Raw genomic sequence first — 26,202 nt, forward strand, 5'->3', positions numbered from 1 at the left:
CACGGCCTCCTCAGCCTTCGCGGGTCGGGAAGCGCGCATCGCGCCAGGCGATGGCGGCGCGCAGGCCCTCGCGGCGCGCGACATCGAAGAAGGCGATCTTGTCGGCCGAGCCGGCGCCCTCGATGGAAAGGTCGATCTCCAGCGCGCTCTCCAGCGCCTGCAACATGCCCTGCGTCTCCAGTGCGCGGTTGAGGGCGCGCTTGGTTTCCTTCACGAGGCTGGGATCAATGGCGCCGATGTGCCGGGCGATGCGCAGCGCCTCGTCCTCCAGCCGGTCGGCGGGAACGACGCGGTTGATCATGCCGATCTCGGCCGCGCGTTGTGCGCTCACCCGATCCTCGCCGAGCAGGATGATTTCCTTGGCGATCTTGGGGCCGACGATCCACGGCAGCAGCATCACCACGATGCCGGCGCCGAACTTCAGCTCCGGCTCGCCGAAGAAGGCGTCTTCCGAGGCGATGGTCATGTCGCAGGCCAGCGCCAGCTCACAGGCGCCGGCAAGGCAGGCGCCGCGCACCATGGCGATGGTGGGCTTCGGGCAGTGCCAGAAGCGCATCACCGTGTCGAAATCCTTGCGCAGCACAGGCCGCCACGCATCGACGCCCACCGGGCGCGCCTCCATCTGCGCCTTCAGGTCGAAGCCGGAGGAGAAAGCATTGCCGGCGCCGCGCACGATCACCGCCTTCACGTCCGCATCCGCCTCGGCGCGGTCCATGGCGGCGTTGATCTCGCCCAGCATCTCCTGGTCCAGCGCATTGGTGCGCTCGGGCCGGTTGAGGGTGAGGAGGGCGATGCCGTCGCGGGTTTCGTAAGCGATCTTGGTGAAGGTCATGAAAGCCTCGTGGAGAGGGATCAGCGCCGCCCGCCGGCCATGGCAGCGGCTTCCGGCCGGAGCCGCAGGCGCAGCATGGCGAGGACGCCGAGGAAGGGGCCGATGGCGAGGATGAGGAAGGCGAAGCGCCAGCCGAACGCATCCACCGCGTAGGGCAGCAAGTGGATGCTCACCAGCGTGATGAGAAAGCCGACGCAGGTCTGTACCGTCAGCATGGTGCCGATGAGGCTGCGGTCGGACAGCTCCGTCACGGCGGCGGAGAATTGGGCGGAATCGGAAATCACCGTCACGCCCCACACCAGCGCCAGCGGCAGCACCAGCCAGATCGAGGCCCCGAACAGGAAGCCGATGCCCGCTGCGCACAGTCCGCTCACCGCCATGGAGAGCGCCGTGACGAAAGTGCGCCCCAGCCGGTCGGCCGCAAAGCCGCCGCCCAGCGCGCCCACGGCACCGATGGCAACCACGCAGAAGGTGGCGAGGCGCGGGTCGAGGGGCGGGCCATCGCCATAGCGCGCGGCGAAGCTCGCGGCGAAGAAGGCGCCGATCCACGCCCACATGGCGTAGAGCTCCCACATGTGGCCGAAATAGCCGAGATTGGCGAGCCGGAGCGCCGGCCGCCGGAACGCATCGAGGGCGTTGGATAGCTTCAGCGGCGGCGCCTTCGCATGGTTGGGGCCGACCTTGGCGAAGCGGATGAGGAGGGCGGCCACCAGCGCGCTCGCCGCCGCGCCCGCCACCGGCGCGCGCCAATCCAGCCCGCCCACCGCCGCCATGGCGTGGGGCGAGGCCGAGCCCAGGGTCAGGGCCGCCACCAGCATGCCGATGAGGAGGCCGAGATCCCCCTTCGCCCAGGTGGCCGCGAGCTTCATACCCACGGGATAGACCCCTGCCATGCACATGCCGGTAAGGAACCGCAGCAGCGGCACCGCCGGATGGGTGGGCTCGAACAGCAGGATGGCCCCGTTTGCCAGCGCGGCGACGAGGGCGGAGACGGAGAAGAGGGTCCTCAGATCGGCGCGGTCCGCCAGAGAGAGCAGCGCGCTAAGGAGGGTGCCGGCGACAAAGCCCGCCTGCACGGAACTGGTGAGCAAGGCCTCCTGAAAGGGCGACAGGCTCCACTGCGCCCGGATCGCCCCCAGAGAGGCGGTGGTGGCGAACCAGGTCGCCATTGCCGCCACTTCCGCGACCACGAGGATCGCGAGGGAAAAGGCCTTGCCGTCCGTGCGGGCGGCTGTCGCCGGCGTTGTCACCTCAGCCGGCCTTCTTCAGCATCGGGCAGGCCTCGGGCGACATGGGCCGGAAGGCCTCGTCGCCGGGGATGGTCGCCACCAGCTTCAGATAGTCGTAGGGGCCCTTGGACTCCTCCGGCGTCTTCACCTGCCACAGGTACATGTTGTGGATGGTGCGGCCATCGGCGCGGATGTGGCCCTTGCCGAACAGCGGGTCTTCGGTGGGCATGGCCTTCATCTGCGCGACCACGGCAGCGCCGTCATGGGCCTTCGCCTTGTCCATGGCGGCGATGGCCTTCATCCAGTGCAGCGTGGCGGCATAGGTGCCGGCCTGGTTCATGGTCGGCATGCGCCCGTTGTTGCGCGCCCCGAACGCCTTGCCGAAGGCGCGTGTGCCGTCGTTCAGGTCCCAGTAGAAGGCATTGGTCAGCATCAGGCCCTGCGCCGTCTTCAGGCCCAGAGAATGGATGTCTGACAGGAAGATGAGAAGGCTCACGAGCTTCTGCTTCTGCGACAGGCCGAACTCCGCGGCCTGCTTCACCGAGTTGATGGTGTCGCCGCCGGAATTGGCCAGCGCCACCACCTTCGCGCCCGAGCCCTGCGCCTGAAGGATGAAGGAGGAGAAATCCGAACTCTGGAACGGTGCCAGCGCATGGCCCAGCACCTTGCCGCCGTTGGCCTTCACCACCTCGGCCGCGTCGCGCTCCAGAGCATGGCCGAAGGCGTAGTCGGCGGTCAGGAAGTACCAGGAATCGCCGCCCTGCTTGATCATGGCGCGGGCGGTGCCGTTGGCGAGCGCCCAGGTGTCGTAGGTCCAGTGCACGGTATTCGGCGTGCAGGACTTGGCGGTGAGGTCGGACGTGCCGGCGCTCGCCACCAGGAAGACCTTGTTCTTGTCGCGGCTGATGTCGGCGACGGCGAGGGCCACCGAGGAGGTGGGCACGTCGACGATGGCGTCCACCTTGTCGAGGTCATACCAGCGCCGGGCGACGGAGGAGCCGATGTCCGCCTTGTTCTGGTGGTCGGCGGAGACCACTTCCACCTTGAAGCCGTGCTTCTCCGGATTGAAGTCCGCGACCGCCATCTGGGCGGCGGTGACGGAGCCGGGGCCAGCGATGTCGGAATAGAGGCTCGACTGGTCGTTCATGACGCCGATGCGGAACGTCGGCAAGTCCTGAGCTGAAGCCCTGTGAGCGGTCGTGATCGGGACGGCGACGGCGCACGACAGCACGGTCGCCGCTACGAGGGCAGCGCGCATTTTTTCTCTCCCGGCGTTTCCAGTGTCTTCTTGTGCCGCGGCATCTCCGTCCGCGATCTGTGGAACCAAAAGGCTCATTTGAAGATTTGTCAAACGAATAATTTTTAGGTTGATTTGAAGCCGCCGATCTGAGACCAAGGGGATGACCACAGGCGTCCCCGGAACGGATCAGATGGAACCGAGCTACGGCCAGATCGTCACCACCAGCGCGGCGAGCCAGATCGCCGATCAGCTCCAGCAGGCCATCATGGACGGCCGGCTGAAGGTGGATGAGCGCTTGCCGACCGAGGAGGAGCTGGCCGCGCAGTTCGGCGTCTCGCGGCCCACCGTGCGTGAGGCCCTGAAGCGGCTCGCCGCGCGCCACCTCATCCGCTCCCGGCGCGGCCCCACCGGCGGCACCTTCGTCACCGGCCCGTCGCCAGAGGAGCTGGCCACCAGCCTCGGCACGTCCGTCACGCTCCTCGTCGCCACCGGTGGCGTTTCGCTGGAGGAGATGGCGACGGCGCGGCTGGAGATGGAAGCCGTGTGCTGCCGTCTCGCCGCCCTGAACCGCACGGACGCGCACCTTTCGGCGCTGGAGGCGGAGATCGCCCTGCAGCGGACCGCCAGCCTGTCGGATCAGGATTTCTGCGCCTCCGACGTGCGCTTCCACCGCACCATCGTGGACGCGGCGGGCAATGCCCTGCTGCGCTTCCTCATGAATGCGGTGGTGGAAGCGCTCATGCCGGTGAGCAACATGATCATCTTCCGCGTCCGCGACCGGACGGAGATCGTCGCCCACCACGAGACGCTCCTCGCCGCGCTGCGGGATCGCGATGGCGAGGCGGCGGTGACCGCACTCGGCGGTCTCGTGCGCTACATCCGCGCCCAGTACGAGAAGGCCGAAGAGGCCCGCAAGGCCATCCGGCCCTGAGCCGAGGCCCCTGATCCGCGCCCGCGCGGTCCACGCACATCACAGGGAAACGTCCAATGAGCACCGAGACCTTCCGCGCCCTCATGGCGCGCAAGACCGACGCCGGGCAGGCCATTGCCATCGAGACCATCACCGAGGCCGAGCTGCCGGCCGGCGACGTGACGGTGGACGTGGAATATTCGTCCTTCAACTACAAGGACGGCCTCGCGCTGAAGGGCATGAGCCGCATCCTGCGCGCGCTGCCCATGGTGCCGGGCATCGATTTCGCCGGCACGGTGCGCGCGAGCGACAATCCGGGCTTCGCCCCCGGCGACAAGGTGGTGCTCACCGGCTGGGGCGTCGGCGAGAACTGGTCCGGTGGCTTCGCCGAGCGGGCGAAGGTGAAGGGCGAGTGGCTGGTGAAGCTCCCCGAGGGCCTCACCGCGCGCCAGGCCATGGCCATCGGCACGGCCGGCCTGACCGCCATGCTGTGCGTGGATGCGCTGGAACGCTATGGCATCGCGGCGGGTGGTGATGTCCTCGTCACCGGCGCGGCCGGCGGCGTGGGCAGCGTCGCGGTGCGCCTGCTCTCGCGTCTCGGCTACAAGGTGAGCGCGCTCACCGGTCGTCCGGCGGAAGCCGACTTCCTAAAGAGCCTCGGCGCCACCGATATCGTCGATCGCGCCACCTATGCCGCCGCGGGCAAGCCGCTGGCCGGCGAGCGCTGGCATGGCGCGGTGGACACGGCGGGCGGGACCATCCTCGCCAACGTGCTCGCCGCCACCCGCTACGGCGGCGCGGTGGCCGCCTGCGGCCTCGCGGCGGCGACGGATCTGCCGACCACCGTCTTCCCCTTCATCCTGCGCAACGTGGCGCTCTTGGGCGTCGATTCCGTCAACTGCCCGACCCCGCGCCGTCTCGCCGCCTGGACCCGGCTCGGCGAACTCCTCACCGAGGCCGATTTCGATCTCGTCACCCGCGAGGTCACGCTCGAGGACCTGCCGCAGGTGGCCGAAGACATCATCGCCGGTGGCGTGCGCGGGCGCACGGTGGTGCGCATCTGAGCGGACAAAACGGGCGCGCTGCGGTGGCGCGCCCGGCCGTGACGATGGCCTTCATCAGGTCCGGGTCGCGCCCTGCGGCCGCTTCGTCTTCGACGCCGTGCCACAGAGGCCGCTGTGGAGGCTGAAACTGGATGCCTGACGCGACCCCAGCGTCAGGCCGGCATGACGACGACCTTGGTCTTGACCGGCGTCTTTTCGTAGAGGTCGATCATGTCCTGGCTGAGCAGGCCCACGCAGCCGCTGGTGACGCCGGTGCCGATCGACTCGGGGTCGCTGCTCGCATAGATCGTGTAGAGCGTATACTGCCCGTTCTGGTAGAGGTAGAGCGTGCGGGCGCCGAGGGGGTTTTCCAGTCCACCCGGCATGCCGTTGGCCCATTTGGCCGCTTCGGGCTGGCGCTTGATCATCTCCTTGGGCGGAGTCCAGACCGCCCACTCGCCCTTGCGCCCCACATAGGCGTCGCCACTCCACAGGAAGCCGGCGCGGCCCACATTGGCGCCGTAGCGGGTGGCCTTGCCCTCGCCCTCGACGCGGTAGACGTAATAATTGCTGGGATCGACGATGATCGTGCCGGGCGCTTCATTGCTCTCGTAAGCGACGGTCCGGCGGTAATATTTGGGGTTGACCTTGCTGATATCCGGCGCGGGGATCGGGAATTTCTCGTTGGGCATCGGCCCATAGAGCTTCTGCGCCTCGGCGAGGCTCATGACATCCGACGAGCAGCCGGCCAGCCCGAGCGCGCCGAGGCCGAGGGCAGAGCCGAGCAGGAAAGAGCGGCGGCTGAGAGTGCCGGACCCGAGCCCGGACATGGCAACTTCGTCCCTCATGATGATCTCGCAGTGTCCCTTGATCCCGTTGCCAACGGTGTGTGCGCACCAGACGCAACCGTTAAGCATTTTTCGGCGCGGACTTTGCCGTCAAGCGGCGCGGCTGGCAAGCGGCAGCCTTCGCCGCGCAGGGCAGCCATGCACCAGAGACGCCAGCATCGGCGCCGTTTCGGCCAAGTTGCGACGGGGGCGGGGAGAGGGTGTCCAAGCGTGAGGTGCGGCAATTATGCCCGTCGCCGTCCCGGATGCCGCGGCGCACCGCCGGCGGGGATCACGGGCCTTGCCCCGAACTTTGGCGGGTCTTGCTGCTTCAGGTCTTGCTGCTTCAGGTCTTCCTGCTTCAGGCCTTGCGGCGGCGCTTGGGCGGCGGCGCGGCCGGGGCTTCCCGTTCGCTGGCCTCCCGCAGGGCCCGAAGCCGCGCGCTCTTCTCGCGCACCGCTTCCAGTTCGCCCTTGTTGCGCTCCATGGCCCGCTCGATGGATTCGTCCAGCTGGCGGCGGCTCTCGGCGCTGGAGAGCGTGTTCTGATGTGTCGTGATTGGGGTCATTCCGAAGGATATCATGATCCGGGTCGAAGCCCGAGAACTAAGATTTGAGAAAAATGGATAAAGAAAAAGGCCCCGCCTGTTCAGGCGGAGCCCTTCTTGAATTCATGATGCATTAGTCCAGCGGCCAGTACATCCGTGGTCCGCCGGAGCAATGTCACGCGGCCTGGAGATTCCCGGCCGAATTCTTTCCGGACTTGTTGTCCCGGACGATGTCGAACTGGAGCTTCTGGCCTTCGGCGAGGCCCTGCATTCCAGCGCGCTCGACGGCCGAGATATGCACGAACACATCCGCGCCGCCGTTGTCGGGCTGGATGAAGCCGAAGCCCTTGGTGGCGTTGAACCACTTCACGGTGCCGATATTCATGACGATTTCCTTTCAATCGCGCGTAGGAGTTCCGCCCGAGAGGTCGAGCAGAACAAGAGTTAGAAATTGAAGGGAGGTATCGTCAGACGCGGCTTGGCGTCAGAAAATCAGCCGTCAAATTCAGACAAACGGAACATAGGGGGCTATTGTGTTGATAGCAAGGCCTGGATTTATGTCCGGCCAGCTTCTCTGTTCGCCGCCTCTATTTCTCCGCCTATATTTCCCCGGGATGGCGAAGTTCGGATTCGCGAGCGATGCGTTCGAACGCCTCGTTCTCGCCCTTCACGCGATAGCTCGGCTCGCCCTTGTCCTGAGGCATGATGCGGACGATCTGGAACCGCCCTTGCGGCGATCGGAAGCCCGCAATGAACTCAACCCAGCCATTGGCGTTAAATTTCGTAACCATGCTTTTCCTTTAGCACACTTTCTCGCCCAAGCGTGCTCAATTCTCGTTCAGATGAGAGATTTATCGGACAGTTTTAATCACGCGTCCGAGCATGTTCATGATAGGATTGAAACGGTTTCGATGCCGAGACCGAAGGAGCTGCCATGAAAAAAGCGTGCGTCTTGATCTGCCTCCTCTGGGCAGGTGCATCACCCGCTTGGGCGAACTCCCCCGTCATGACACTGGATTTCACATGGATCGGAACGACCCTGTGCGCGCCGCGGCCAAGCAGCCCGGAATTCCAGGTGGATAATGTCCCATCCGGGACGGCACGGCTGCGGTTTGCGCTGATGGGCCCCAGCGGACGTGAGCTTGGCGGGGCCGATGTGCAGCTTCCCGCTCGCGGAGCCATCCCCAAGGGCGCTGTCTCCTACCGGTCGCCTTGCGTCGGTGGGATCTACACCTGGACCGTTGAAGCCATCGACGCCGAAGGCAAGCTCCTCGCCTCCGCCAGCCTCGCGCGGCCGTTCTACTGAACGCGGTCGAGGGGCCGGGACAATGTGCCCCCGGCCCTCTGACGGCTGAAGGGATCAGCGGCCGGTGAAGGTCGGTGTGGTGCCGGGTGCCGGGCCGCGGGCGTTGGTGGGCCGGACGCGGCGCTTGGGGGCGGCGATCAGGCCTTCCCACTGCGCCTTCTTCCGGGCGGCCTTGCGATGCCGGCGGATCGCCTCGTCATGCTCGCGCGCCTTGCGCTCGGAAGGCTTCTCATAGGCCCGGCGCTGCTTCATCTCCCGGAAAACGCCCTCGCGCTGCATGCGCTTCTTGAGAACCTTGAGGGCCTGCTCAACATTGTTGTCTCTGACGAGAACCTGCAAAAGATATCCAATCTGAAGGTCGTCCCGGGTCCCCGGCCAGATGTCTGACCGCTCGCCCGGATGCCGGCCGTGGCCGGTGTGTGGTGAGTGTAGAGCGATATGGCCGCTAAAGCGATGCGCCCTATTGCGTCATCGCCTCACGGGGCTTCCGGGGCTTCGACGGTCAACACCTTGAAGGAGGTGAGCGTCGAAGGGCCAAAGGATGTCACGAGCGCCACATCGGTCGCGTCCCGCCCGCGTGCCATCAGGATGCGGCCGATGCGCGGCGTGTTGTGCCGGGCGTCGAACGTGTACCACCGCCCGCCGAGATAGACCTCGAACCAGGCGCTGAAGTCCATGGGCGCCGGATCGGCGGGAACGCCGAAGTCACCGAGATAGCCGGTGCAATAGCGGGCCGGGATGTTCATGCACCGGCACAAAGTGACGGCGAGATGGGCGAAGTCGCGGCACACGCCCTGCCGGCTGGTGTAGGCGTCGAAGGCGGTCTTCAGTGGGCTGGCGTGGGCATAGTTGAAGACGATGTGGCCGTGGACGAAATCGCAGATCGCCTGCACCAGCGGCCAGCCCTTGGGCAGGTGGCCGAACTGCGACCAGGCGAACGCGCTCAGGCGATCGGTCTCGCAATAGCGGCTGCCCAGAAGGAAGAGGAGCACGTCCACCGGCAGGTCGCCGAGGGCATGCTGGGGCGCCTCGGGGGCCACGTCGTCGGGCAGTCCGCTGTCGCGGATCTTGAAGTCCGTGCGCATGGTGAGCCCGCCGGCGGGCGCGGAGATGACGTGGCAGAAATTGCCGAAGCTGTCGTGATAGGTGTTGGCGGGAATCGGCGGGTCGAACATCACCCGGTCCGGATTCAGGAGATCGGTGATCCGGGAGGGATGGACACTCAGGGTGAGAATCATGGGCGTCGGCTGCGGGCAGCCGTAGGTAATTTCGTAGCCGGCGTGAATCAGCATCTGGGCCTCAGCTCTGTGCGGACATGGCCCGCAGATCGGTTATGGTGCGCGCAGCCTCGGGGCTGTCGCGTCAGGTGCGTGGCCCGTGCCGGAAAGGTCCTGACGTGAGCGCGCCTGTTTCCTTACTGACGGCGGACGACATTCCGCCGGTCACTGTGATAAATCCCGAAGGGCGTTCCGCGTTCCTTATCGTCTCGGATCACGCGGGAAACAGGCTGCCCCGCTCGGTCGGAACGCTGGGCCTCCCGGCGGTGGACCGCGAGCGCCATATCGCGTGGGACATCGGCATTGCCGGCGTTTGCCACGCGCTTTCAGAATTACTCGATGCCACGCTCATTCAACAGAACTATTCTCGCCTGCTGATCGACTGCAACCGGCCACTGGGCGCCGCGCAGTCCATCCCGGCGGAGAGTGATGCGTCGCCCGTTCCCGGCAATCAGGGGATCGGCGCGGCGGAGCGCCGGGCACGCGAGGCCGCGATCTTCCTGCCGTATCACGCGGGCATCGCGACCGAACTCGACCGGCGGCAGGCCGCGGGCGCACCGGCCATCCTCATCGCCATGCACAGCTTCACGCCGGTTTTCGCCGGCTTCGTGCGGCCATGGCACACCGGCCTGCTCTATCATCGCGACAGCCGCTTCGCGCGGGCGCTCCTCCCCCTGCTGCGCGCCGATGCCGCGCTCACGGTGGGAGACAACGAGCCGTATGCGGTGAGCGAGGCGACGGACTGGACCATCCCGGAGCACGGCGAGCGGCGCGGCATTCCCCACGTGGGCATCGAGATCCGGCAGGATCTCGTCGGCCGGCCGGAAGGCCAGCGGCAATGGGCCGAGCGGCTCGCACCGTTGCTCGTCGCCGCTGCCGCGCGGCTCGAGGAGACGGGAGAATTGGGCGCGGACCGCACGGCGCTGCTTCAGGATTTGCCTTAAGCTCCCCTCCGGCGGCGCGATCCTTGCTTGCCAATGGGGTCTGACTTTCGAGATCGAGGCTGACTTCCTCCGCTCGGCACTTCAGATGGCCGTCGCTGTCCTGCGCAGGCCATACGCGCGAACGGGAAGTGTGAACATGGCCACCTCGGTGCGGCAGCGCAGCGTCTGCGAATGGGACGATCTCGCGCCCGAAGACATCGCCATCGGCGCAATTCTCGCCGGCGATGGCGATCACCTGCTGCCGCCCTTCCATCTTCTGTCCACGCCCGGCGTGAGCGCGAAGCAGCAGCGGGCGTGTTCGGAATTGTGGACCCGCGCGCGCCGGACCGCGGCCGGGACGGCAGATTCCGGGCTGCGCTATGCCTTCGATGACGGGCGTGGCCGCAAGATGCGCCTCGGCTATCTCTCCAACGATTTTCAGGAGCACGCCACCGCCCACCTTCTGATCGAGGTGCTGGAGGCCCATGCCGGTGCGGATTTCGAGGTGCTTGCCTATTCCTTCGGCGCGGACGACGGTCAATCCATGCGCCGCCGGACCATGGCCGCCTGCGACCATTTCATCGACATCTCGGACATGGACGACCAGGCTGCGGCCGCGCGCATCCATGCCGACGGCGTGGACATTCTCATTGATCTGAAGGGGTTCACGTCAGGGGCGCGCAGCGGCATCGTCCTCCTGCGGCCGGCGCCGATCATCGTGAACTATCTCGGCTATCCCGGCACCATGGGCGCAGGGATGTGCGACTACCTCATCACCGACCGCTTTCTCACGCCCGCCGCCAGCGCCCCGGATTATGCCGAGGCCCTGGCCTACATGCCGCACACCTATCACCCTCACGGCCGGCGGACGCCTCCGGGCACGCGGCCGGGGCGGCGGGAGGTCGGGCTGCCGGAGGAGGGCTTCGTCTTCTGCTGCTTCAACCAGCCCTACAAGATCTCCCCCGACATCTTCGCAATCTGGTGCCGGCTGCTCGCCCTGGTGCCCGACAGCGTGCTGTGGCTGCTCGACCATCCCCATGCCGCCGGCAACCTCCGTTCGGAGGCAATCCGCCATGGCGTGGATGCGCGGCGGCTGGTTTTTGGCGCAAACCTGCCACAGGCGGCCCATCTCGCCCGACTCCAGCTCGCCGACCTGATGCTCGATACCGCGCCATTCAATGCGCACACCACGGCGAGCGACGCGCTCTGGGCCGGCGTGCCGATCGTGACTTGTCCGGGGGAAACCTTTCCGTCGCGGGTGGCGGGCTCCATCCTGCACGCGGTCGGTCTCGGCGAGCTGGTCGCCGAGGACCACGCCGACTATTTCGAGTTGGCCTACGGCATCGCCACGGAGCCCGGCCGCCTCGCGGCCCTCAAGGCGCAGCTTGATGCCAACCGGCTGGCGACGCCTCTGTTCGACGTGTCAGCCTACACCCTCGCCCTCGAAGGCCTCTACCGGGCGATGATCGTCCGCCACCGCGACCGGCTGCAACCAGCAACAATCGGTGCGCCCGTGCCCTGAACGCGTCGAACTCCATGCGCTTGCCGCGTTCGGACGCGCCCGGCGGGGCGGGATGCCGGCGTCAGCTTCCCAGATACGCCGCCCGCACGTGGGGATCGTCGATGAGGTCCGCGCCCTTGCCGGACATGACGATGCGCCCGGCCTCCAGCAGATAGGCGTAGTCGCACAGTTCCAGCGCGGCGAAGGCGTTCTGCTCCACGAGGAGCACGGTGGTGCCGGCGTCGCGGATGGAACCGATGATGGCGAACATCTGCTCCACGATGTTGGGCGCCAGCCCGAGCGAAGGCTCGTCGAACAGCACGAGGCGGGGCCTCGACATGAGCGCGCGGCCGATGGCCAGCATCTGCTGCTCGCCGCCCGAAAGGGTGCCGGCCATCTGGTGGCGGCGCTCGGCGAGGCGGGGAAAGCTCGTGTAGATGCGCTCGTAATCCGCCTTCAGTCCGGCATCGCTTGCGCGCAGATAGGCGCCCATGGCGAGGTTTTCCGAAACGCTCATGTGTGGGAACACCCGCCGGCCTTCCGGGCAGTGGGCGACGCCGAGCTTCAGCATCTTCTGCGGCCCGGCGCGGGTCACGTCGTCGCCCTGAAGGCGGATGGAGCCGGCGCGCGCCGGCACGAGGCCGGAGATGGTGCGCAGCGTCGTGGACTTGCCCGCGCCGTTGGCGCCCACCAGCGCCACCAATTGCCCTTCGCCGACGCTGAGCGAGATGCCCCGGAGCGCCGCCACCTGGCCGTAGCCGCAGACGAGATCGGAAATCTCAAGCATGGGCCACCTCCCGCTGCTCCAGCTTCGCGGCGCTCTTGCCGAGATAGGCCTCGATGACTTTGGGATCGGTGCGGATGGCCTCGGGCGGCCCTTCCGCGATCAGCCGGCCGTAGTTGAGGCAGACGATGCGGTCGGAGACCTCCATCACCATGGGCATGTCGTGCTCCACGAGGAGGATGGTGACGCCCTCGTCCCGCACCTTGCGGATGAGGCGCACGAAGCCCTGCGTCTCCGAGGCGTTCATGCCGGAGACCGGCTCGTCCAGCAGCAGCATTTTCGGCTCCACGGCCAGCGCCAGCGCGAAGCCCACGAGCCGCTGCTCGCCATAAGAGAGGGAGCCCGCCTTGTCGCCGGCGCGGGCGGTGAGGCCCACCATATCAATGATGGCATCCGCGCGCTCGCGCACCGCGTTCTCCGCCCGTCGTGCGGCGGGGGTGGGGAACAGGCGGTCGAGGAGGGCTGCCGCGCGCGTGTCGTCGCCGAAGCGGTGGAGGCCGATGAGCACGTTGTCGCGCACCGTATCGTCGGCGAACACGCTGGTGCGCTGGAAGGTGCGGGCAAGGCCCAGCCGGGCGATCTCGTTCGGCCGCGTCTGCGAGAGGTCGCGGCCCCGGAACAGCACCCGGCCCTGCGTGGGCTTGAGGAAGCCGGTCATGATGTTGAAGGCGGTGGTCTTGCCGGCGCCGTTGGGGCCGATGAGGCTGAGGATCTCGCCCTCTTGCACGTCGAAATGCAGGTCGGCGATGGCCGTGAGGCCGCCGAACTTCATGCCCACATGCTCCACGTTCAGGATGGCGCTGCTGCTCGTCGTGCTCATGGGTTCGCTCCCATCTTGGCAGGCATCACGTCCGTCGGCTTGTCGCCGGCCTTGCGGCGGGCGGCGATGCGTTCGCCGAGGCCTTCCAATGCCGGCACGATGCCGCGCGGCATCAGGAACAGGATGGCGATGAGGATGGCGCCGTAGACGATCCACTGGGCTTCCGGCGCCATCACCGGGCGCAGTGCCACCGGCAGCAGGCCGAACAGGATGCCGCCCACCAGCGGCCCCGCCAGCGTGCCCTTTCCGCCGGACACCACCATGATGACCATGGTGACGGTGTAGGAGAACAGGAACACGTCGGGATCAATGATGCGGATGTAGTGGGCATAAAGGCTGCCCGCCGCCCCCGCCATGGCGGCGGAAATGGTGGCCGCGACGGTGAGCGTGCGCGTCGCGTTGATGCCGAGGGACAAAGCGAGGGATTCGTTCTCCTTCAGCCCCCGCATGGCGCGGCCGAAGCGCGAGGCGACGAGGCGCGCGATGAGGAGATAGCTCGCCACCGCCACCGCCAGCACCAGATAATAGTTCTGCATCTTGGAGCGCAGCGCCATGTCGCCGAGGCCCGGCACCGGCAGCACCATGTTGGGAATGGCGGTGAGGGCGAGGGGCCCCTGCGTCAGCTCCACCCAGTTCAGCGCGACGAGCCGCACCACCTCGGCGAACGAGATGGTGACGATGACGAAGTAGGCGCCGCGCACCCGGAACGACAGCCGGCCGATGAGATAGCCGGCGAGCCCCGTGATCAGGATGGCGAGCAGGAAGCCGAGGAGCGGCGCGCCGCCCTCGTGCGTCACGCGCAGGCCGAAGGGCAGGCTCACGTCGAAGCCCAGCGCGGTGAGCGCGCTCACATAGGCGCCGATGCCGAAGAAGGCCACATGCCCGAGGCTGAGCTGTCCGGTAAAACCGAGCAGTAGGTTGAGGCTCATGGCGCAGATGGTGAGGATGCCCGTGATGATGAGGGCATTCAGCAGATAGGGGTCGGTCAGGCCGAGCGGCAGCAGGGCGAAGACGACGAGGAAGAGGGGGGCGATGAAGCGCGTCATCCGATCCGCTCCGCACGCGCGAACAGGCCGGTGGGCTTCACCAGCAGAACCGCGATGATGATGAGGAAGCCCATGGCGTCGCGATATCCCGAGGAGATGTAGCCGGCGCCCAGCTCCTCGGCGAAGGCGAGGATAAAGCCGCCGATGGTGGCGCCCGAGATGGAGCCGAGGCCGCCGAGAATGACGATGGCGAAGGCCTTCACCGCGGCGAGGTCACCCATCTGCGGCGTCACCACATAGACCGGCCCGAGCAGCGCACCCGCCGCCGATGCCAGCGCCGAGCCGATGGCGAAGGTGGCGGTGTAGATGAGGGAGACGTTGACGCCCATGAGAGACGCCGTGTCGTGGTCCTGGAAGGTGGCGCGCATGGCGCGGCCGAGCTTGGTGCCGTTGATGGTGAAATAGGTGATGGCGATGAGCGCCACCGCCGCGCACAGCACGAACAGGTTCACATAGGACAGCGACACCGGCCCGAAGGTGAGCGGCTGGGCCGGGAAGGGCGTCGGCACGGCCTTGGCGACGCCGCCGAAGATCCAGAGCGTGCCCGACTGCATGATGATGCCGGCGCCGATCATCACCAGCATGGTGGTGTCGATGTCGGAGCGGCGCAGCGGCCGCAGCAAAGTGAATTCGATGAACGCGCCGACCAGGAGGCCCGCCACGAGGGCCACCGGCAGCGCCACGAAGAAGTTCAGCCCCAGCGCTACCGCCGCCAGATACATGGCGTAGCCGCCGAAGGTGTAGAGGGCGCCATGGGTGAAGTTCACCACGTTCATGATGCCGAAGATCAAGGTGAGGCCGATGCCCAGCAGCGCATAGGTGCCGCCGAGCACCAGCGCGTTGAAGATGTGTTGCAGCAATTGGTCCATCTGGCCTGTCCGGTCTGGCGTTCGGGGCTGAAGCATGTCCGCTCGGCGAGAGCGGGGTGAGGGCGGGCGGCGTGGCCGGGCAGTCGGTCCCGCGCGCCCGCCTTCACCCCGAAGCCCCCGCCCGAAGGCGGGGGAATGCGCGAGGCGCCGGATCAGCCGCCGAGCTGAACCTGGTTCACCTTTCCGCCGGAAATCTCGATGATGTAGACGTTGGGCTTGGACTGGCCGCTCTCCTTGCCCGCCGGGCCGCTCTTGTTGAACTTGATGGGGCCGTTGAGGCCCTTGAAGTCCACCTTCCAGAAGCCCTTCTGGATGGAGGCGGGGTCGGTGCCGCCGCCCGCTGCGATGGCGGCCGCGACCGTGCGGATGCCGTCATAGCCACGGAAGCTCTCGGTGGCGCCGGCGAAGTCGAATCCGCGCTTCTTCCACTCGCTGAGGAAATAGGCGGTGGCCTCGGGGTTCGGGGTCTTCTCCGGCCACCAGGGCAGGAAGGTGGTGAGGTGCATGGTGCCGTCCGCCGCAGCGCCGGCCTGGGCGATGATCTGGTCCGGGTTCTGCGAGCCGCCGGTGGTGATGATGCGCTTCTTCAGGCCGAGGGCCGCCATCTGCTTGAACAGGAGGGTGAGCTGATCCACGGCGCTCGTCACCATGATGGTGTCGGCGTCGGAGGCCTTCAGCTTGGCGAGCTGGGCGCTCATGTCCTGGGCCGACTGGTCCATGGTCTCCACGAGGCCGACCTCGACGCCGTTGGCCTTCAGCATCTTGGAGAAGTCGGCGGCGGCGCCGCGGCCCCAGTCGTTGTTGATGACGAGGAAGTCCACCTTCTTCAGGCCGAGCTTCTTGACGCTGGGCTCGAACGCCTCGGCTTCCACGGAGGAGGGCGGCGAGATGCGGAAGATGAAAGGGTTGCCGGAGGTGGTGATCTTGCCGGAAGAGGAGGTCTCCACCAGCATGGGCACGGAATATTCCTCCAGCTTCGGCATGGTGGCCAGCGTCAGCGAGGAGCCCCAGGCGCCCATCAGCACCGGCACCTTGTCGGAGGTGATGAGCTTTTCCGCCACCGAGGCGGCCTCGGTCGGGTTGCTCTTGTTGTCCTCGATGACCAGCTCGACCTTCTTGCCGAGGATGCCGCCCTTGGCGTTGATCTCGTCGGCGGCGATCTTGGCGCCGTTCACCACATAGGTGCCGGAGGCCGCAAAGGCGCCGGTGAGGGGCTCGTTGACGCCGATCTTGATGGTGTCGGCGGCGAAGGCCGTGCCGGCAAGGAGGCTGAAGGCGAGAGCGGCGAGTGTCGTCCGGCGTGACATCAACATTGTTGGTCTCCAGTCTCGAGAAGGGCAGTCAGGGTCAAGAAGTGGGACCGCCACGGCGCCACAGGCGGCCGATGCGATCGGAAACGAGCGAGATGAGAAGCTTGAGCGGGTCGAGGCCGCGCGCCTGCGTCGGCGAGGGCTGCGTGCCGCCGAGGCGGGCCTCGAGGTTGGCTGCGAACTCGGCGATGAGACGGCCCGCCACCTCGCGCACGAGGCCGGGGCGGCCGAACTGGGCGAGCGGCCCCTTCAGCGTGTAACCCACGTCGAGCACCACGCGGGCGGTGCCGGGTGTTGCGCCGTCCGTCACGCGATAGCGGATGAGGCCTTCCGTGCGCGAGCGCCCGTCCGCCCCCGCGCCATGGATGGTGCCGCTCTTCGTCGCGTCGTCGCGGCCGATGCGGGCGCTGCCGCGAAAGGTGGTGGCGATGGGGCCGAGCTTCACCCGCATCCCGCCCTGCACGTTTTCCGGCGAGGGCATGGCATCGATGACCGCGCCGGGCAGGCAGGCGGCCACCTCCTCGATACGGCCGAAGAAGGCGAACACCTCGGCCGGCGGGAAGGGCACCTCGAAGCTCTGCTCGAAGCTGTGGGCGGGGGTAAAATCCTCGGCGAGAGCGGTGGTGGTTGCCGAGGGCGCCGCTGCGGTCGCGACGGTGGTCGGCAAAGCGGCGGAAACCGCGCCGCCAGCCCGCGCGCCCACCGGGCCGAGAGGCCGCTCGGCGGTCAGCGGGCCGATGCCCTGCGCCCGACGCGCTGATATGACGGAGGCCACCGCCTTCACGATGCCCGCATAGCCGGTGCAGCGGCAGAGATTGCCAGCGAGCCCGAGGCGGATGCGCGTCTCGTCCGCTTCCGGAAGGCGCAGCACGAGGTCGCGGGCCGAGACGAGCATGCCCGGCGTGCAGAAGCCGCACTGGAGCGCGTGCTCGCGATTGAAGGCGGCGCGCAGCTCGGCGGTGACGGGATCGTCGTCCAGCCCCTCGATGGTGACGACATCCGCCCCCTGGCAGGCGCCGGCGAAGGAGAGGCAGGCGCGCGCCGGCTCGCCGTCCACGAGGATGGTGCAGGCGCCGCACACGCCGTGCTCGCAGCCGAGATGGGTGCCGGTGAGATTCAGCGTGTCACGCACGAAATCGGCGAGGTTGGTGCGCCCCTCCGCCGCGGCCGTCACGGGGCGGCCGTTGAGGGTCAGCGAAATCATGCGGGACGCGCCCATGGCGAGGGTCTCGGGCCTTGGCGAAGCGGTCATGCGGCGCTCCGCGTGTCGGTGAAGAGGCTGGCGGCCTGCGTGGCGGCGCGGCGCAGCACCTCCACATGCACATGGCGGTCGACCGCGTCCGTCAGGCCGGCGGCGACGAGCGCGGCATTGGCGGCGGATGCGTCGAAGCGGACGGCGAAACCGGCATCGATCCGGCCGCCGAAGAGCGGCGCGGCATCGGCGAAGACGAGGGGCGGCGCGTCGATGGCGCCCATCAGCGCGCGGCCGGTCCCGGTGGCGGGATCGATCAGTACGGCGCCGATGGCGTGGGCGAATTCGCCCACCTTGCGGCAGTGCTTCACATAGCCGAAGCGCGCGGTGGCAGGCACCTTCGGCACCTGCACGCCGACGAGAATTTCGCCCGGCTCGAGCGCCGTTGCGAGCGCGCCGGCAAGGAAGGCGCCCATGGGGAGGCGGCGCGCGCCGGCCGGGCCCGCGATCTCAACTTCGGCACCGAGCACGGACAGGGCGTTCACCCAGTCGGCGGCAGGATCCGCGTGGGAGAGGCTGCCGCCCATGGTGCCGCGGTTGCGCACGGCGCGATAGGCGATGCCGCCGGCCACGCGCCGCAGGATGTTCGTGCCCACGTCCGGCGCGCGACCGTCCTCCACGTCCGCGTGGGTGACGAGGGCGCCATAGATGATGTGCCCGGCCTCTTCGCGCACGGTGCGCAGATCGTCGATGCCGGAGAGATCGACGATGAGGTCGGGCGTCGCGAGGCGCAGATTGAGCATGGGGCCGAGGGACTGGCCCCCGGCCATGACCTTCGCGCCGTCTCCGCCCGAGGCGAGGAGCGCGACAGCGTCGGCGATGGTGCGCGGGCGCTCGATGCGGAAGGGTGCGGGCTTCATGCCGCGCTCCTTTCACCGGCGCGCACGGCCAGCACCTGCTCCACGATGCGCCGGGGCGTCACGGGTGCGCGCAACATCTCCGCGCCCAGCGGGCGCAGCGCGTCGTTGATGGCGTTGGCGATGGCGGCGGGCGGCGCGATGGCCCCGCCCTCGCCGATGCCCTTCACGCCGAACTTGGTATAGGGCGAAGGCGTTTCCATATGGCCGATAAAGGGCATGGGGACTTCCGGCGCGCCGGGCAGCAGATAGTCCGCCAGTGTCGAGGCGAGCGGCTGGCCGGAGGCATCGAACGCCATCTCCTCATAGAGCGCGGTGCCGATGCCCTGGGCGAGGCCGCCGATGATCTGGCCGTCCACCACCATGGGGTTCACCAGCGTCCCGCCGTCTTCCACGATGGCGTAGTCGAGGATCTCCACCTCGCCGAGGTCCGGGTCCACCGCCACCACTACCGCGTGGGCGGCGTAGCTGAAGGTGCCGCTGTCGCGCACCGGCTTGTAGCCGGCGGTGACTTCAAGGCCGTGCGGGTCCACGTCCGCCGGCAGATCCTGCGGGCGGCGATACCAGGTGTGCGCCACCTGCTGAATGGTCACGTCGCCCGACGGGCCGATGACGCGCCCGGCTTCGAGCCGCACGTCCTCCGGCCGCGCCTGGAGCATGTGCGCGCCGATGCGGCGGATGCGCTCGGATAGCTCGGTGCAGGCGGTGGCCACGGCGCCGCCGGCCATCACCATCACGCGCGAGCCCCAGCTGCCGGTGGAATAGGGCGTCATGGCCGTGTCGCCATGGACGAGGCGGGTGCGGGCGACGGGCATTCCAAGGATTTCGTGCGCCACCTGCGCCAGCGTCGTCTCCAGCCCCTGGCCGTGGGAATGGGCGCCGATGCGCAGTTCCAGCCCGCCATCGGGCGTGAGGCGTGCGCCGGCCTGCTCGTGGCCGGGCACCATGGGAATCCCCCAGCCGGAATAGACCGAAGTGCCGTGGGCCGCCTGCTCGCAATAGATGGAGAGGCCAAGGCCGATGCGGCGGCCGTCCGGCTCCCCCGCGAGCTGGCGCGTGCGAACCGCATCGGCCTTGATGGCGTCCAGCGCCTGCCGCAGCGCCTCAGGGTAGTTGCCGCTGTCGAAATGCTTGTTGGTGATGTTGTCGAACGGCATCTGTTCGGGCCGCACGAGGTTCTTCAGCCGCACCACTTCCGGCGCGAGGCCGAGTTCGGCCGCCAGCGCATCCAGCGCCACTTCCAGCGCGAAGCACACGCCGGTGCGCGCCACGCCACGATAGGGCAGGATCGGGCACTTGTTGGTGGCCACCGACCAGGTGCGGCAGCGATAGGACGGGAAATCGTAGGGGCCGGGCAGGATGCTCGCCACCTGCGCGGCTTCAAGGCACGCGGAGAAGGGATAGGCGGAATAGGCGCCGCTATCCACGCTCGCCTCGCAGTCGATGCCGCGCAGCGTGCCGTCGCGCTCGGCATAGAGCGTGATCTCGTAATGATGCTCGCGGCAGTTCGCGCTGGCGGTCAGGTGCTCGCGGCGATCCTCCAGCCAGCGCACCGGCCGGCCGATCTTCCGCGTGAGCCAGCCGAGGCAGACGTCCTCGCTGAGCAGGATGGCCTTGTAGCCGAAGCCGCCGCCCACATCCGGGGAGATGATGCGGATCTGCCCCTCTTCCAGCCCGAGGCATTCGGAGAGGCCCGAGCGGACGATGTGCGGCATCTGGCTGGCGGTGTGCACCACCAGCTGGTCGGTGCGGTGATCGAAATGCACCACCGTGCCGCGCCCCTCGATGGGCGCCATGCACTGGCGGGCTGTGGAGATGGTGCGCGACACCTTCACCGGCGCGTCGAAGGCGGCCTCGATGTTGATGTTCACGAGGCTTTCGAGAAAGACGTTGTCGCCCCAGTGCTCATGCACCAGCGTCGCGCCGGGCTTGCGGGCGTCCAGCATGTCGTGGAGCGCGGGCAGCTCTTCCAGGTCGAGTTCCACGCGGGCGGCCATGTCCTCGGCCTCGGCGCGGGTGTCGGCGACGCACATGGCGATCAGCTCGCCCACCTGCCGCACCTTGCCGGTGGCAAGCACGGGCTGTTCCGACACCTTGAAGCCGGGCAGGCCGGAGACGGCGCGGATGGGCTTCACCCCGTCGAGATCGGCGGCGGTGAAGACGCGGCCCTTCAGATCCTCCGGCACATGGATGGCGCGGATGCGCGCATGGGCGAGCGGGCTGCGCACGAACGCCACGTCCTGCATCCCCGCCATGCGGATGTCGGCGATGAACTGGCCGCGTCCGCGCATCAGCCGATCGTCTTCCTTGCGGGGAAGACGGGCGCCGACGCCTTCCTGAGACCGGGGTTCGCTCATGCGTGGGCTCCCGGCATCAGGTCGAGCGCCGCGCGCACCAGAAGGCCGTCGGGGCGGCGCAGTTCGTCGAGGATGGAGAAGTGGTTGGCGCCCAGGATGGGCAGCAGCGCGCCGGGCGCATGGGCCGCCACGCGCTTTGCCGCCAGCGCGCGGGAATCATGCACCAGCGCCGGCACTTCCGCCGTGCCGTAGGCGATGGCCAGCGGCTTCGGCGACGGGGCGTGGCGCAGCGGCGACCAGCCGGCGATCTCAGCGTCCGAGAGATCGAGCGCGGCGTTGAGGAAAGTGTCGCGCAGCGGCGCCAGCTCATAGACGCCGGAGATGGCGAGGCCGGCGGCGACGGCGGAATGGTCCAGCTGCATCACTGCGAGCTGCGCGCCCGCCGACCAGCCGGAGACCACCACCGGGCCGGTGACGCCATAAAGCGCGCCGTCTTTGGCGATGAGATCGAGCGCCGCGCCGATCTCGTCAACGATCGCGCCGAGGCGCGCCTGCGGCGCCAGCGTGTAGCTGGGCATCGCCACGGACCAGCCGTGGGCGAGGAGGCCTTCCGCATAATGGGCGAAGGCCTCGCGGGTGTTGCGCTGCCAGTAGCCGCCATGGATGAAGACGAGGCAGGGCGCGCCCGGCGTGCCGGGATAGATGTCCAGCTTCTGCCGGGCGCCGGAGCCGTAGGGAATGTCCAGATGGGCGGGCGTCGCGGCACGGAAGAGCGGGGCCGCCTTATCGCGCGCCTCGACCCATGCCGCGCTGTCCTTCACCGCGGCATTGTTGTTGTAGGCCGCATCCCGCTCGGCCTGGGACAGGGTGTCCCAGACCTCCTGCGGGGCAGGCCGAACGGCTGCGGATGCCGGGCTCACGCGGCCACCGCCCGGGGCAGGATGACGGCATCGGCATCGAACTTCTTGCCGGCGCGCAGGCAGAAGGCGGGGGTAAGCAGGCGCTCGGCCACCACCTTCGTGTCCTCGTTGTCGCGCAGCAGGAAGCGGCCGCGATTGTCGTCCAGCACCGAGATGTCGGCCGCATAGCCCACGGTGAGCGAGCCCACCCGGTCGGTCAGGCCGATCATCTTCGCGGGATTGATGGTGACCATGGGCACCACCTGTTCCAGCGAGAGGCCCAGCGCCATCATGGAGCTCATGGCCTGGGTCAGGCTGAAGCGGGCCTGGCCCTTGAAGGGGTGGTTCTCGTCGTCATAATGCTCCTCCGGCGTGCCGGCGGGGGCGGGGACATGGGTGTTGTAGCCGTGCATGTCGGCACCCAGCGTGTGGGGCACGACGCCGGCGGCGATGGCCTTCTTCGCGAGGCGGTAGGAGAAGTGGCTGCCGTGGCCCACGTCCACCTTCAGTCCACGGTCGAGCGCCGCCTGGATGACGTGATGGACCTCGCCCTGCTGGTTCACGAAGCCGCCGGGATGGCGGGTGAAGGGATGGGCCAGTACGTCGCCCTCCTTCAGAAGCGGGATGACCCGCTCGAGGATCGTGTCGGCATCCTCGCCGTTGGCGCCGCTCTCCGGCAAGCCCCAGAGCGTTCCGAAATGGACATAGAGCGGGATTTCGGCGCGGCGGGCGATTTCAGCCGCCATTTCCATCACCTTGATACCCCAGCGGGCGAAGCCGCCGATCTCGGCGTGGCCCTTGATGCCGCGCACGAGGTCGCGGTTGGCGATGGCCGAGCGCACGGTGGCGTCGATGTCCACGCAATCCGGGCTGTAGAGGTTGGGGTAGTAATGGCCCTCTAGGCCGCCCACGAGATAGGCGGAGAGGAAGGCGTAGATGCGGGTGTCGGAAGGCTCGACGATGAACTTGCGGAAGCCCGGCAGCGTCATGCAGGAAGGGCCGCCCTGGTCGATCACCGTGGTGACGCCGGAATGCACGCCCACCATGTCCGGGTTCAGGCCGAAGCGGCCGGTCACGTACTGGTAGATGTGGCCGTGGGTGTCGATCATGCCCGGCAGCACCAGCTTGCCGGAAACGTCGATGGTCTCGGTGGCGCTCGACGGGAGGATCGTCTCCTCCACTGCGGCGATACGCCCGTCGCGGACGGCCACGTCGCGGATGCCGTTGATGCCGGTGGCGGGGCAGATGACATGTCCGCCCTTGAGGAGGATATCGTAGCCGGCGGGTTCAGCCATCAGGGGTCTCCGTCCATGCATGTGCGGTCTCGGGACCGCCTTGGAAAAGCGAAGCATACGTCGCATTTTTCAAATGCAGGGCGCGTGCCAGTTTTGATTTAGATCAATTTTTCGAGAGCGGCGCCGCGCGCCGGAGGGGATGGACGTGACGAGATCGCGTGAAAAATCAAAGGGCTCCACGGTGGAGCCCGAGGCTGGGATGCATGAGGATTGGCCGCTTGCCGACCGCCCCGGCTTCCTCGCGCGCCGGGTGCATCAGATCCATGTCAGCCTGTTTTCTGAGCTGTGTGCTCCGTTCGGGGTGACGCCGGTGCAATACAGCCTGCTGTCGGCGCTCGCGGACCGGACCGAGGCGGACCAGACCACCCTGTCGCGCATCGTCGCGCTGGATCGCACCACCACCACCGGAGCGTTGAAGCGCCTTGAGGCGCGGGGCCTCGTGCGGCGCGGCACGTCGGCCACTGACCGCCGCTCGCAAAGCTGCTCGCTCACCGAGGAGGGACGCCGCATGCTGGAGGAGATGGAGGCCGGCGCCCGCCGCGCCCATGCGGTGACGGTGGAGATGCTGGCGCCCGAGGAGCGTCGGCAATTCATTGAAGCCATGAAGAAAATCGTCGCGGCCCACGGCGGGCGGCAGGCCTCGTCCGATCTGCTCTGATTTCGGTCGTTGGCGCCTAAGAAATGGGCGACTGGAAAATCGGCAGCGCCTACAGCACCGGGCCGAGCATGGCGATGGTGTTGTTCCACAGGCGGCGGGGCGCGCTGAAGGCGTCCGCATCGTCCTGCGTCACCGGCGTCGCGGCATCCAGGAACACCTGCTGGCGCGCCCGCAGGGTCCGGGTGAAGGTGGGGTCGTAGAGGAGGATGTTGTTTTCCGCATTCAGCTCGAAGCTGCGGCGGTCGATGTTGGCCGAGCCGATCAGGGTCACTTCGCCGTCGAGGGTCAGCGTCTTGGCGTGGAGCAGGCCGCCGACATATTCCCGGATCTCGACGCCTGCCTCCAGCAGCTCGTGGTAATAGCTGCGGCTTGCGGCGGCGACGATCCAGCTGTCGTTGCGCTTCGGAAACACGATGGTGGTCGCCACCCCGCGCCGGGCGGCGGAGCACAGCGCCGCCTGAAGCGGCTCGTCCGGCACGTAATAGGGCGTGGTGATGACGAGGTCGCGCCGCGCCGCATTCATCAGCGCCACGAACATCTCCGGCATGGCCGAGTAGCGCACGCCCGCCCCGGACCCGATCACCTGCGCGATGAAGCCGGGCTGCGGCGTCGGCAGGGGCTCGGCGAAGAGGGGGGCGAGGTCTTCCTCCACCTGCGCCATCCAGTTGCTGGCGAACAGGTGCTGGTTCTGCCGCACCACCGGCCCCTCGAAGCGCGCCATGACATCCACCCAGGGGGCGAACTTCGCCTTCACCGCGAAGGCGGCGTCGGCGCAGTTCTGGCTGCCGCAATAGGTGATGGTGTTGTCGATGACCACGATCTTGCGGTGATTGCGCAGGTCGATGCGGCCCTTGAACGGGCGCAGCAGCGGGTTGCCGATGGGCAGGGCCGTGGCGAGCCGCACGCCTGCCGCCGCCATATCCCGCCAAAAGGGGGAGCGGATGAGGGCGCGGGAGCCGAGATCATCCGCCATCGCCCGGCAGGTGACGCCCCGCGCCGCCGCGCGCTTCAGCGCCTCCATCACCGAGCGTCCGCTCGCATCGTCGAGCCAGATGTAGAAGAGCACGTGGACGCTCTGCCGCGCGGCGTCGATGTCCTTGACCATGGACGCAATGGCAGAGGCGGAATCCGGTAGCAGCTCGGCGCGGTTTCCCGCCACAGGCAGGAAGTGGTTCACCGACTGGCCGACCCGGAACAGCGGCACGTGGCGCTCGGGAAGTTCCGCCTCCGCCGAGGGGCCGGCGACACCCTCCGCAGGCGGCAGGGCGGCCACCGCCGCGCGCAGGCTTTCCACCGCCTTGCGGCCCAGATTGACCTCGCCGAACAGGACGTAGGCGAGCATGCCCACCACCGGCGCCAGCAGGATCACCAGCACCCACGCCATGCGCGAGGCGGGCTCGCGATGGGGGCGCAGCAGCGCGCGGATGACGAAGATGATCTGCAGGCTGAGGTGGGCGGCGTAGAACACCCAGGCGAGGACGGCGGAGTCTTGCATGTCGGCGGCACGCCCGGTGAGAGGAGCGCTGCCGTTCTAGAGCATTTTCAAGCGAAGTGGATTCCGGTTCGCATGAAGAAAATGCGTATCGCAAGACGCCTGCATCTTCGCCGCCTGCGCGAACGCCGTCAGGCGTTGTAGAGCCCGCGCACCACATCGGCCGTGGCGAGCGGGCGGTTGAGCAGCCGTGCGCCTCCTGCCGCGCGCCGCACCTGCGCGGCATTGTTCTCCGCCATCGTACCGTCCGGCGCGAAGAGATTGTTCTCGAAACCCACCCGCACATGCCCGACCAGGCCGGCAGCGACGGTGGCGCAGGCGTTCTCCTTCGGCCCGAAGGCGCACATGGCCCACAGCCGCGGCGGCGTGCCGGCGGCGAGGAAGGGCACCAGATCGGCCGGCGTGGAGACCTGCCCGCTGGTGTAGCGGCCGAGGACGAAGAGCGGGAAGTCCTCCCCCTCGCCCAGCACGCCGCGCCCCTTCAGCGTGTGATAGCGTAACACCTCCTCCGGCGAATAGAGGATGATCTGAACCAGGATGCGCTCGCGCCGCAGCCAGGCGAAGAAGTCGGCGGCAGCAGCCTCGTGCGCTTCATCCGGGATGATCTCGCGCAAGGCGAGGGAGACTGCCTCCGGCCGCAGGGCGCGGACCACGGCGATCTGCTCCGGCGCCTTGTAGCGCCCCGCCGCTTCGGACGTCGCCTGCACCACCAGCCTGTCCCCCACCTCGCGCCGGATGGCGGCGGTGGCCTCGCGATAGGCGTCCGCATCCAGGAGATGGCGGCCCTCGGAGTCGCGCACATGGATGTGGATGAGGGCGGCGCCCGCCTCGACGATCTCGGCCGCGTTGCGCGCCAGCTCGGCGGCGGTCATGGGCAAAGCCGGGTGGTCCGCCTTGGTGCGGGTCGCGCCATTGGGTGCGTTGGCGATGACGAGGGGCGGCCAGAGGAGGGCCTCGGCGGGGGCGGTAGCGGTCATGAACGGTCCGG

At 68.0% G+C, this 26,202-nt stretch carries 27 protein-coding genes; 6 read left to right on the plus strand and 21 right to left on the minus strand.

Annotated elements, in window-relative coordinates:
- Positions 1 to 10 precede the first annotated feature (10 nt).
- The 3 genes from V5F74_RS10850 to V5F74_RS10860 are packed head-to-tail and all read right to left on the minus strand — an operon-like array spanning position 11 to position 3,319.
- Positions 11 to 832 (minus strand): enoyl-CoA hydratase/isomerase family protein, encoded by an 822-nt coding sequence (locus V5F74_RS10850; RefSeq protein WP_250166261.1) that lies wholly within the window; start codon positions 830 to 832, stop codon positions 11 to 13.
- Between the two features lie 20 nt (positions 833 to 852).
- Positions 853 to 2,082 carry an MFS transporter gene (locus V5F74_RS10855; RefSeq protein WP_394007965.1) on the minus strand — a complete coding sequence of 410 codons (1,230 nt, stop codon included), beginning with the start codon at positions 2,080 to 2,082 and terminating at the stop codon, positions 853 to 855.
- A gap of 1 nt (position 2,083) precedes the next feature.
- Positions 2,084 to 3,319 (minus strand): ABC transporter substrate-binding protein, encoded by a 1,236-nt coding sequence (locus tag V5F74_RS10860; protein WP_394007966.1) that lies wholly within the window; start codon positions 3,317 to 3,319, stop codon positions 2,084 to 2,086.
- 172 nt (positions 3,320 to 3,491) lie between these two features.
- Between V5F74_RS10860 and V5F74_RS10865 the strand changes: the two genes are divergently transcribed.
- Together V5F74_RS10865 and acuI are read left to right on the plus strand one after the other, a co-directional pair.
- Positions 3,492 to 4,232 carry a FadR/GntR family transcriptional regulator gene (locus tag V5F74_RS10865; protein WP_394007968.1) on the plus strand — a complete coding sequence of 247 codons (741 nt, stop codon included), beginning with the start codon at positions 3,492 to 3,494 and terminating at the stop codon, positions 4,230 to 4,232.
- 56 nt (positions 4,233 to 4,288) lie between these two features.
- A complete protein-coding gene (gene acuI / locus V5F74_RS10870; RefSeq protein WP_394007970.1) occupies positions 4,289 to 5,275 on the plus strand; it encodes an acrylyl-CoA reductase (NADPH) in 987 nt (328 codons plus the stop codon).
- Between the two features lie 152 nt (positions 5,276 to 5,427).
- Here the strand turns inward: acuI and V5F74_RS10875 are convergent, their stop codons facing one another.
- The 4 genes from V5F74_RS10875 to V5F74_RS10890 form a co-directional block, all read right to left on the minus strand.
- Positions 5,428 to 6,102 carry a L,D-transpeptidase gene (locus V5F74_RS10875; protein ID WP_394007972.1) on the minus strand — a complete coding sequence of 225 codons (675 nt, stop codon included), beginning with the start codon at positions 6,100 to 6,102 and terminating at the stop codon, positions 5,428 to 5,430.
- A 340-nt stretch (positions 6,103 to 6,442) separates the two neighbouring features.
- Positions 6,443 to 6,649 carry a hypothetical protein gene (locus V5F74_RS10880; protein WP_024278119.1) on the minus strand — a complete coding sequence of 69 codons (207 nt, stop codon included), beginning with the start codon at positions 6,647 to 6,649 and terminating at the stop codon, positions 6,443 to 6,445.
- Positions 6,650 to 6,803: 154 nt separating this feature from the next.
- Positions 6,804 to 7,013, minus strand: coding sequence for a cold-shock protein (locus tag V5F74_RS10885; RefSeq protein ID WP_024278120.1), 210 nt, complete (start codon positions 7,011 to 7,013; stop codon positions 6,804 to 6,806).
- A 214-nt stretch (positions 7,014 to 7,227) separates the two neighbouring features.
- Positions 7,228 to 7,419, minus strand: coding sequence for a hypothetical protein (locus V5F74_RS10890; protein WP_024278121.1), 192 nt, complete (start codon positions 7,417 to 7,419; stop codon positions 7,228 to 7,230).
- A gap of 215 nt (positions 7,420 to 7,634) precedes the next feature.
- Here V5F74_RS10890 and V5F74_RS10895 point away from each other — a divergent pair, with 215 nt between their 5' ends.
- Complete coding sequence (locus tag V5F74_RS10895; RefSeq protein WP_029554954.1) at positions 7,635 to 7,934, plus strand: hypothetical protein; 300 nt, start codon at positions 7,635 to 7,637, stop codon at positions 7,932 to 7,934.
- A 54-nt stretch (positions 7,935 to 7,988) separates the two neighbouring features.
- On the opposite strand, the gene rpsU is transcribed toward V5F74_RS10895, so the two are convergent.
- Together rpsU and V5F74_RS10905 are read right to left on the minus strand one after the other, a co-directional pair.
- The gene (gene rpsU, locus V5F74_RS10900; protein ID WP_024278123.1) at positions 7,989 to 8,273 is read right to left on the minus strand and encodes a 30S ribosomal protein S21; all 285 of its coding nucleotides are present in this window, start codon (positions 8,271 to 8,273) and stop codon (positions 7,989 to 7,991) included.
- Between the two features lie 137 nt (positions 8,274 to 8,410).
- Entirely contained in the window at positions 8,411 to 9,226 is an 816-nt protein-coding gene (locus V5F74_RS10905; protein WP_394007976.1) for a transglutaminase-like domain-containing protein, read from the minus strand.
- A gap of 41 nt (positions 9,227 to 9,267) precedes the next feature.
- Between V5F74_RS10905 and V5F74_RS10910 the strand changes: the two genes are divergently transcribed.
- Positions 9,268 to 10,155, plus strand: coding sequence for an N-formylglutamate amidohydrolase (locus V5F74_RS10910; protein ID WP_394007978.1), 888 nt, complete (start codon positions 9,268 to 9,270; stop codon positions 10,153 to 10,155).
- Positions 10,156 to 10,291: 136 nt separating this feature from the next.
- Positions 10,292 to 11,656 carry an O-linked N-acetylglucosamine transferase, SPINDLY family protein gene (locus V5F74_RS10915; RefSeq protein ID WP_394007980.1) on the plus strand — a complete coding sequence of 455 codons (1,365 nt, stop codon included), beginning with the start codon at positions 10,292 to 10,294 and terminating at the stop codon, positions 11,654 to 11,656.
- Positions 11,657 to 11,717: 61 nt separating this feature from the next.
- Here the strand turns inward: V5F74_RS10915 and V5F74_RS10920 are convergent, their stop codons facing one another.
- From V5F74_RS10920 to V5F74_RS10965, 10 genes are all read right to left on the minus strand, one after another.
- Entirely contained in the window at positions 11,718 to 12,422 is a 705-nt protein-coding gene (locus tag V5F74_RS10920; protein WP_024278127.1) for an ABC transporter ATP-binding protein, read from the minus strand.
- Complete coding sequence (locus V5F74_RS10925) at positions 12,415 to 13,239, minus strand: ABC transporter ATP-binding protein (protein ID WP_394007982.1); 825 nt, start codon at positions 13,237 to 13,239, stop codon at positions 12,415 to 12,417. Before V5F74_RS10925 ends, V5F74_RS10920 begins: the two co-directional genes overlap by 8 nt.
- Positions 13,236 to 14,285 carry a branched-chain amino acid ABC transporter permease gene (locus tag V5F74_RS10930; protein ID WP_374253618.1) on the minus strand — a complete coding sequence of 350 codons (1,050 nt, stop codon included), beginning with the start codon at positions 14,283 to 14,285 and terminating at the stop codon, positions 13,236 to 13,238. Before V5F74_RS10930 ends, V5F74_RS10925 begins: the two co-directional genes overlap by 4 nt.
- Positions 14,282 to 15,154, minus strand: coding sequence for a branched-chain amino acid ABC transporter permease (locus V5F74_RS10935; RefSeq protein WP_024278130.1), 873 nt, complete (start codon positions 15,152 to 15,154; stop codon positions 14,282 to 14,284). Before V5F74_RS10935 ends, V5F74_RS10930 begins: the two co-directional genes overlap by 4 nt.
- 152 nt (positions 15,155 to 15,306) lie before the next feature.
- The gene (locus V5F74_RS10940) at positions 15,307 to 16,461 is read right to left on the minus strand and encodes an ABC transporter substrate-binding protein (RefSeq protein ID WP_029554947.1); all 1,155 of its coding nucleotides are present in this window, start codon (positions 16,459 to 16,461) and stop codon (positions 15,307 to 15,309) included.
- Between the two features lie 40 nt (positions 16,462 to 16,501).
- The gene (locus V5F74_RS10945; RefSeq protein WP_394007985.1) at positions 16,502 to 17,716 is read right to left on the minus strand and encodes a xanthine dehydrogenase family Fe-S subunit; all 1,215 of its coding nucleotides are present in this window, start codon (positions 17,714 to 17,716) and stop codon (positions 16,502 to 16,504) included.
- A complete protein-coding gene (locus V5F74_RS10950) occupies positions 17,713 to 18,576 on the minus strand; it encodes an FAD binding domain-containing protein (protein ID WP_394007987.1) in 864 nt (287 codons plus the stop codon). The genes V5F74_RS10945 and V5F74_RS10950 overlap by 4 nt, the downstream gene beginning before the upstream one ends.
- The gene (locus V5F74_RS10955) at positions 18,573 to 20,930 is read right to left on the minus strand and encodes a xanthine dehydrogenase family protein molybdopterin-binding subunit (RefSeq protein WP_394007989.1); all 2,358 of its coding nucleotides are present in this window, start codon (positions 20,928 to 20,930) and stop codon (positions 18,573 to 18,575) included. The genes V5F74_RS10950 and V5F74_RS10955 overlap by 4 nt, the downstream gene beginning before the upstream one ends.
- Positions 20,927 to 21,790: an alpha/beta hydrolase gene (locus V5F74_RS10960; protein ID WP_394007991.1), complete on the minus strand. Its 864-nt coding sequence runs from the start codon at positions 21,788 to 21,790 to the stop codon at positions 20,927 to 20,929. Before V5F74_RS10960 ends, V5F74_RS10955 begins: the two co-directional genes overlap by 4 nt.
- Positions 21,787 to 23,064 (minus strand): amidohydrolase/deacetylase family metallohydrolase, encoded by a 1,278-nt coding sequence (locus V5F74_RS10965; protein ID WP_029554942.1) that lies wholly within the window; start codon positions 23,062 to 23,064, stop codon positions 21,787 to 21,789. The genes V5F74_RS10960 and V5F74_RS10965 overlap by 4 nt, the downstream gene beginning before the upstream one ends.
- A gap of 139 nt (positions 23,065 to 23,203) precedes the next feature.
- Here V5F74_RS10965 and V5F74_RS10970 point away from each other — a divergent pair, with 139 nt between their 5' ends.
- A complete protein-coding gene (locus V5F74_RS10970) occupies positions 23,204 to 23,722 on the plus strand; it encodes a MarR family winged helix-turn-helix transcriptional regulator (RefSeq protein WP_024278137.1) in 519 nt (172 codons plus the stop codon).
- A gap of 49 nt (positions 23,723 to 23,771) precedes the next feature.
- On the opposite strand, the gene cls is transcribed toward V5F74_RS10970, so the two are convergent.
- Positions 23,772 to 25,217, minus strand: coding sequence for a cardiolipin synthase (cls, locus tag V5F74_RS10975; protein WP_394007994.1), 1,446 nt, complete (start codon positions 25,215 to 25,217; stop codon positions 23,772 to 23,774).
- A 128-nt stretch (positions 25,218 to 25,345) separates the two neighbouring features.
- The gene (locus tag V5F74_RS10980; protein ID WP_394007996.1) at positions 25,346 to 26,191 is read right to left on the minus strand and encodes a BKACE family enzyme; all 846 of its coding nucleotides are present in this window, start codon (positions 26,189 to 26,191) and stop codon (positions 25,346 to 25,348) included.
- Positions 26,192 to 26,202 lie beyond the last annotated feature (11 nt).

Origin of the sequence: Xanthobacter aminoxidans, assembly GCF_043193615.1 — a bacterium.
GTDB lineage: Bacteria > Pseudomonadota > Alphaproteobacteria > Rhizobiales > Xanthobacteraceae > Xanthobacter > Xanthobacter aminoxidans.

Excerpts from the sequence above, each read along its gene's own strand:
- V5F74_RS10865 (WP_394007968.1), top strand. The coding sequence starts at position 3,492 with ATGGAACCGAGCTACGGCCAGATCGTCACCACCAGCGCGGCGAGCCAG.
- cls (WP_394007994.1), bottom strand. The coding sequence starts at position 25,217 with ATGCAAGACTCCGCCGTCCTCGCCTGGGTGTTCTACGCCGCCCACCTC.
- V5F74_RS10875 (WP_394007972.1), bottom strand. The coding sequence starts at position 6,102 with ATGAGGGACGAAGTTGCCATGTCCGGGCTCGGGTCCGGCACTCTCAGC.
- V5F74_RS10980 (WP_394007996.1), bottom strand. The coding sequence starts at position 26,191 with ATGACCGCTACCGCCCCCGCCGAGGCCCTCCTCTGGCCGCCCCTCGTC.
- V5F74_RS10860 (WP_394007966.1), bottom strand. The coding sequence starts at position 3,319 with ATGCGCGCTGCCCTCGTAGCGGCGACCGTGCTGTCGTGCGCCGTCGCC.
- V5F74_RS10910 (WP_394007978.1), top strand. The coding sequence starts at position 9,268 with ATGGTGCGCGCAGCCTCGGGGCTGTCGCGTCAGGTGCGTGGCCCGTGC.
- V5F74_RS10920 (WP_024278127.1), bottom strand. The coding sequence starts at position 12,422 with ATGCTTGAGATTTCCGATCTCGTCTGCGGCTACGGCCAGGTGGCGGCG.
- V5F74_RS10930 (WP_374253618.1), bottom strand. The coding sequence starts at position 14,285 with ATGACGCGCTTCATCGCCCCCCTCTTCCTCGTCGTCTTCGCCCTGCTG.
- V5F74_RS10965 (WP_029554942.1), bottom strand. The coding sequence starts at position 23,064 with ATGGCTGAACCCGCCGGCTACGATATCCTCCTCAAGGGCGGACATGTC.
- V5F74_RS10905 (WP_394007976.1), bottom strand. The coding sequence starts at position 9,226 with ATGCTGATTCACGCCGGCTACGAAATTACCTACGGCTGCCCGCAGCCG.
- V5F74_RS10885 (WP_024278120.1), bottom strand. The coding sequence starts at position 7,013 with ATGAATATCGGCACCGTGAAGTGGTTCAACGCCACCAAGGGCTTCGGC.
- V5F74_RS10915 (WP_394007980.1), top strand. The coding sequence starts at position 10,292 with ATGGCCACCTCGGTGCGGCAGCGCAGCGTCTGCGAATGGGACGATCTC.
- V5F74_RS10890 (WP_024278121.1), bottom strand. The coding sequence starts at position 7,419 with ATGGTTACGAAATTTAACGCCAATGGCTGGGTTGAGTTCATTGCGGGC.
- V5F74_RS10945 (WP_394007985.1), bottom strand. The coding sequence starts at position 17,716 with ATGACCGCTTCGCCAAGGCCCGAGACCCTCGCCATGGGCGCGTCCCGC.
- acuI (WP_394007970.1), top strand. The coding sequence starts at position 4,289 with ATGAGCACCGAGACCTTCCGCGCCCTCATGGCGCGCAAGACCGACGCC.
- V5F74_RS10895 (WP_029554954.1), top strand. The coding sequence starts at position 7,635 with ATGACACTGGATTTCACATGGATCGGAACGACCCTGTGCGCGCCGCGG.
- V5F74_RS10925 (WP_394007982.1), bottom strand. The coding sequence starts at position 13,239 with ATGAGCACGACGAGCAGCAGCGCCATCCTGAACGTGGAGCATGTGGGC.
- V5F74_RS10880 (WP_024278119.1), bottom strand. The coding sequence starts at position 6,649 with ATGACCCCAATCACGACACATCAGAACACGCTCTCCAGCGCCGAGAGC.
- V5F74_RS10970 (WP_024278137.1), top strand. The coding sequence starts at position 23,204 with ATGGACGTGACGAGATCGCGTGAAAAATCAAAGGGCTCCACGGTGGAG.
- V5F74_RS10955 (WP_394007989.1), bottom strand. The coding sequence starts at position 20,930 with ATGAGCGAACCCCGGTCTCAGGAAGGCGTCGGCGCCCGTCTTCCCCGC.
- V5F74_RS10950 (WP_394007987.1), bottom strand. The coding sequence starts at position 18,576 with ATGAAGCCCGCACCCTTCCGCATCGAGCGCCCGCGCACCATCGCCGAC.
- V5F74_RS10935 (WP_024278130.1), bottom strand. The coding sequence starts at position 15,154 with ATGGACCAATTGCTGCAACACATCTTCAACGCGCTGGTGCTCGGCGGC.
- V5F74_RS10850 (WP_250166261.1), bottom strand. The coding sequence starts at position 832 with ATGACCTTCACCAAGATCGCTTACGAAACCCGCGACGGCATCGCCCTC.
- V5F74_RS10940 (WP_029554947.1), bottom strand. The coding sequence starts at position 16,461 with ATGTCACGCCGGACGACACTCGCCGCTCTCGCCTTCAGCCTCCTTGCC.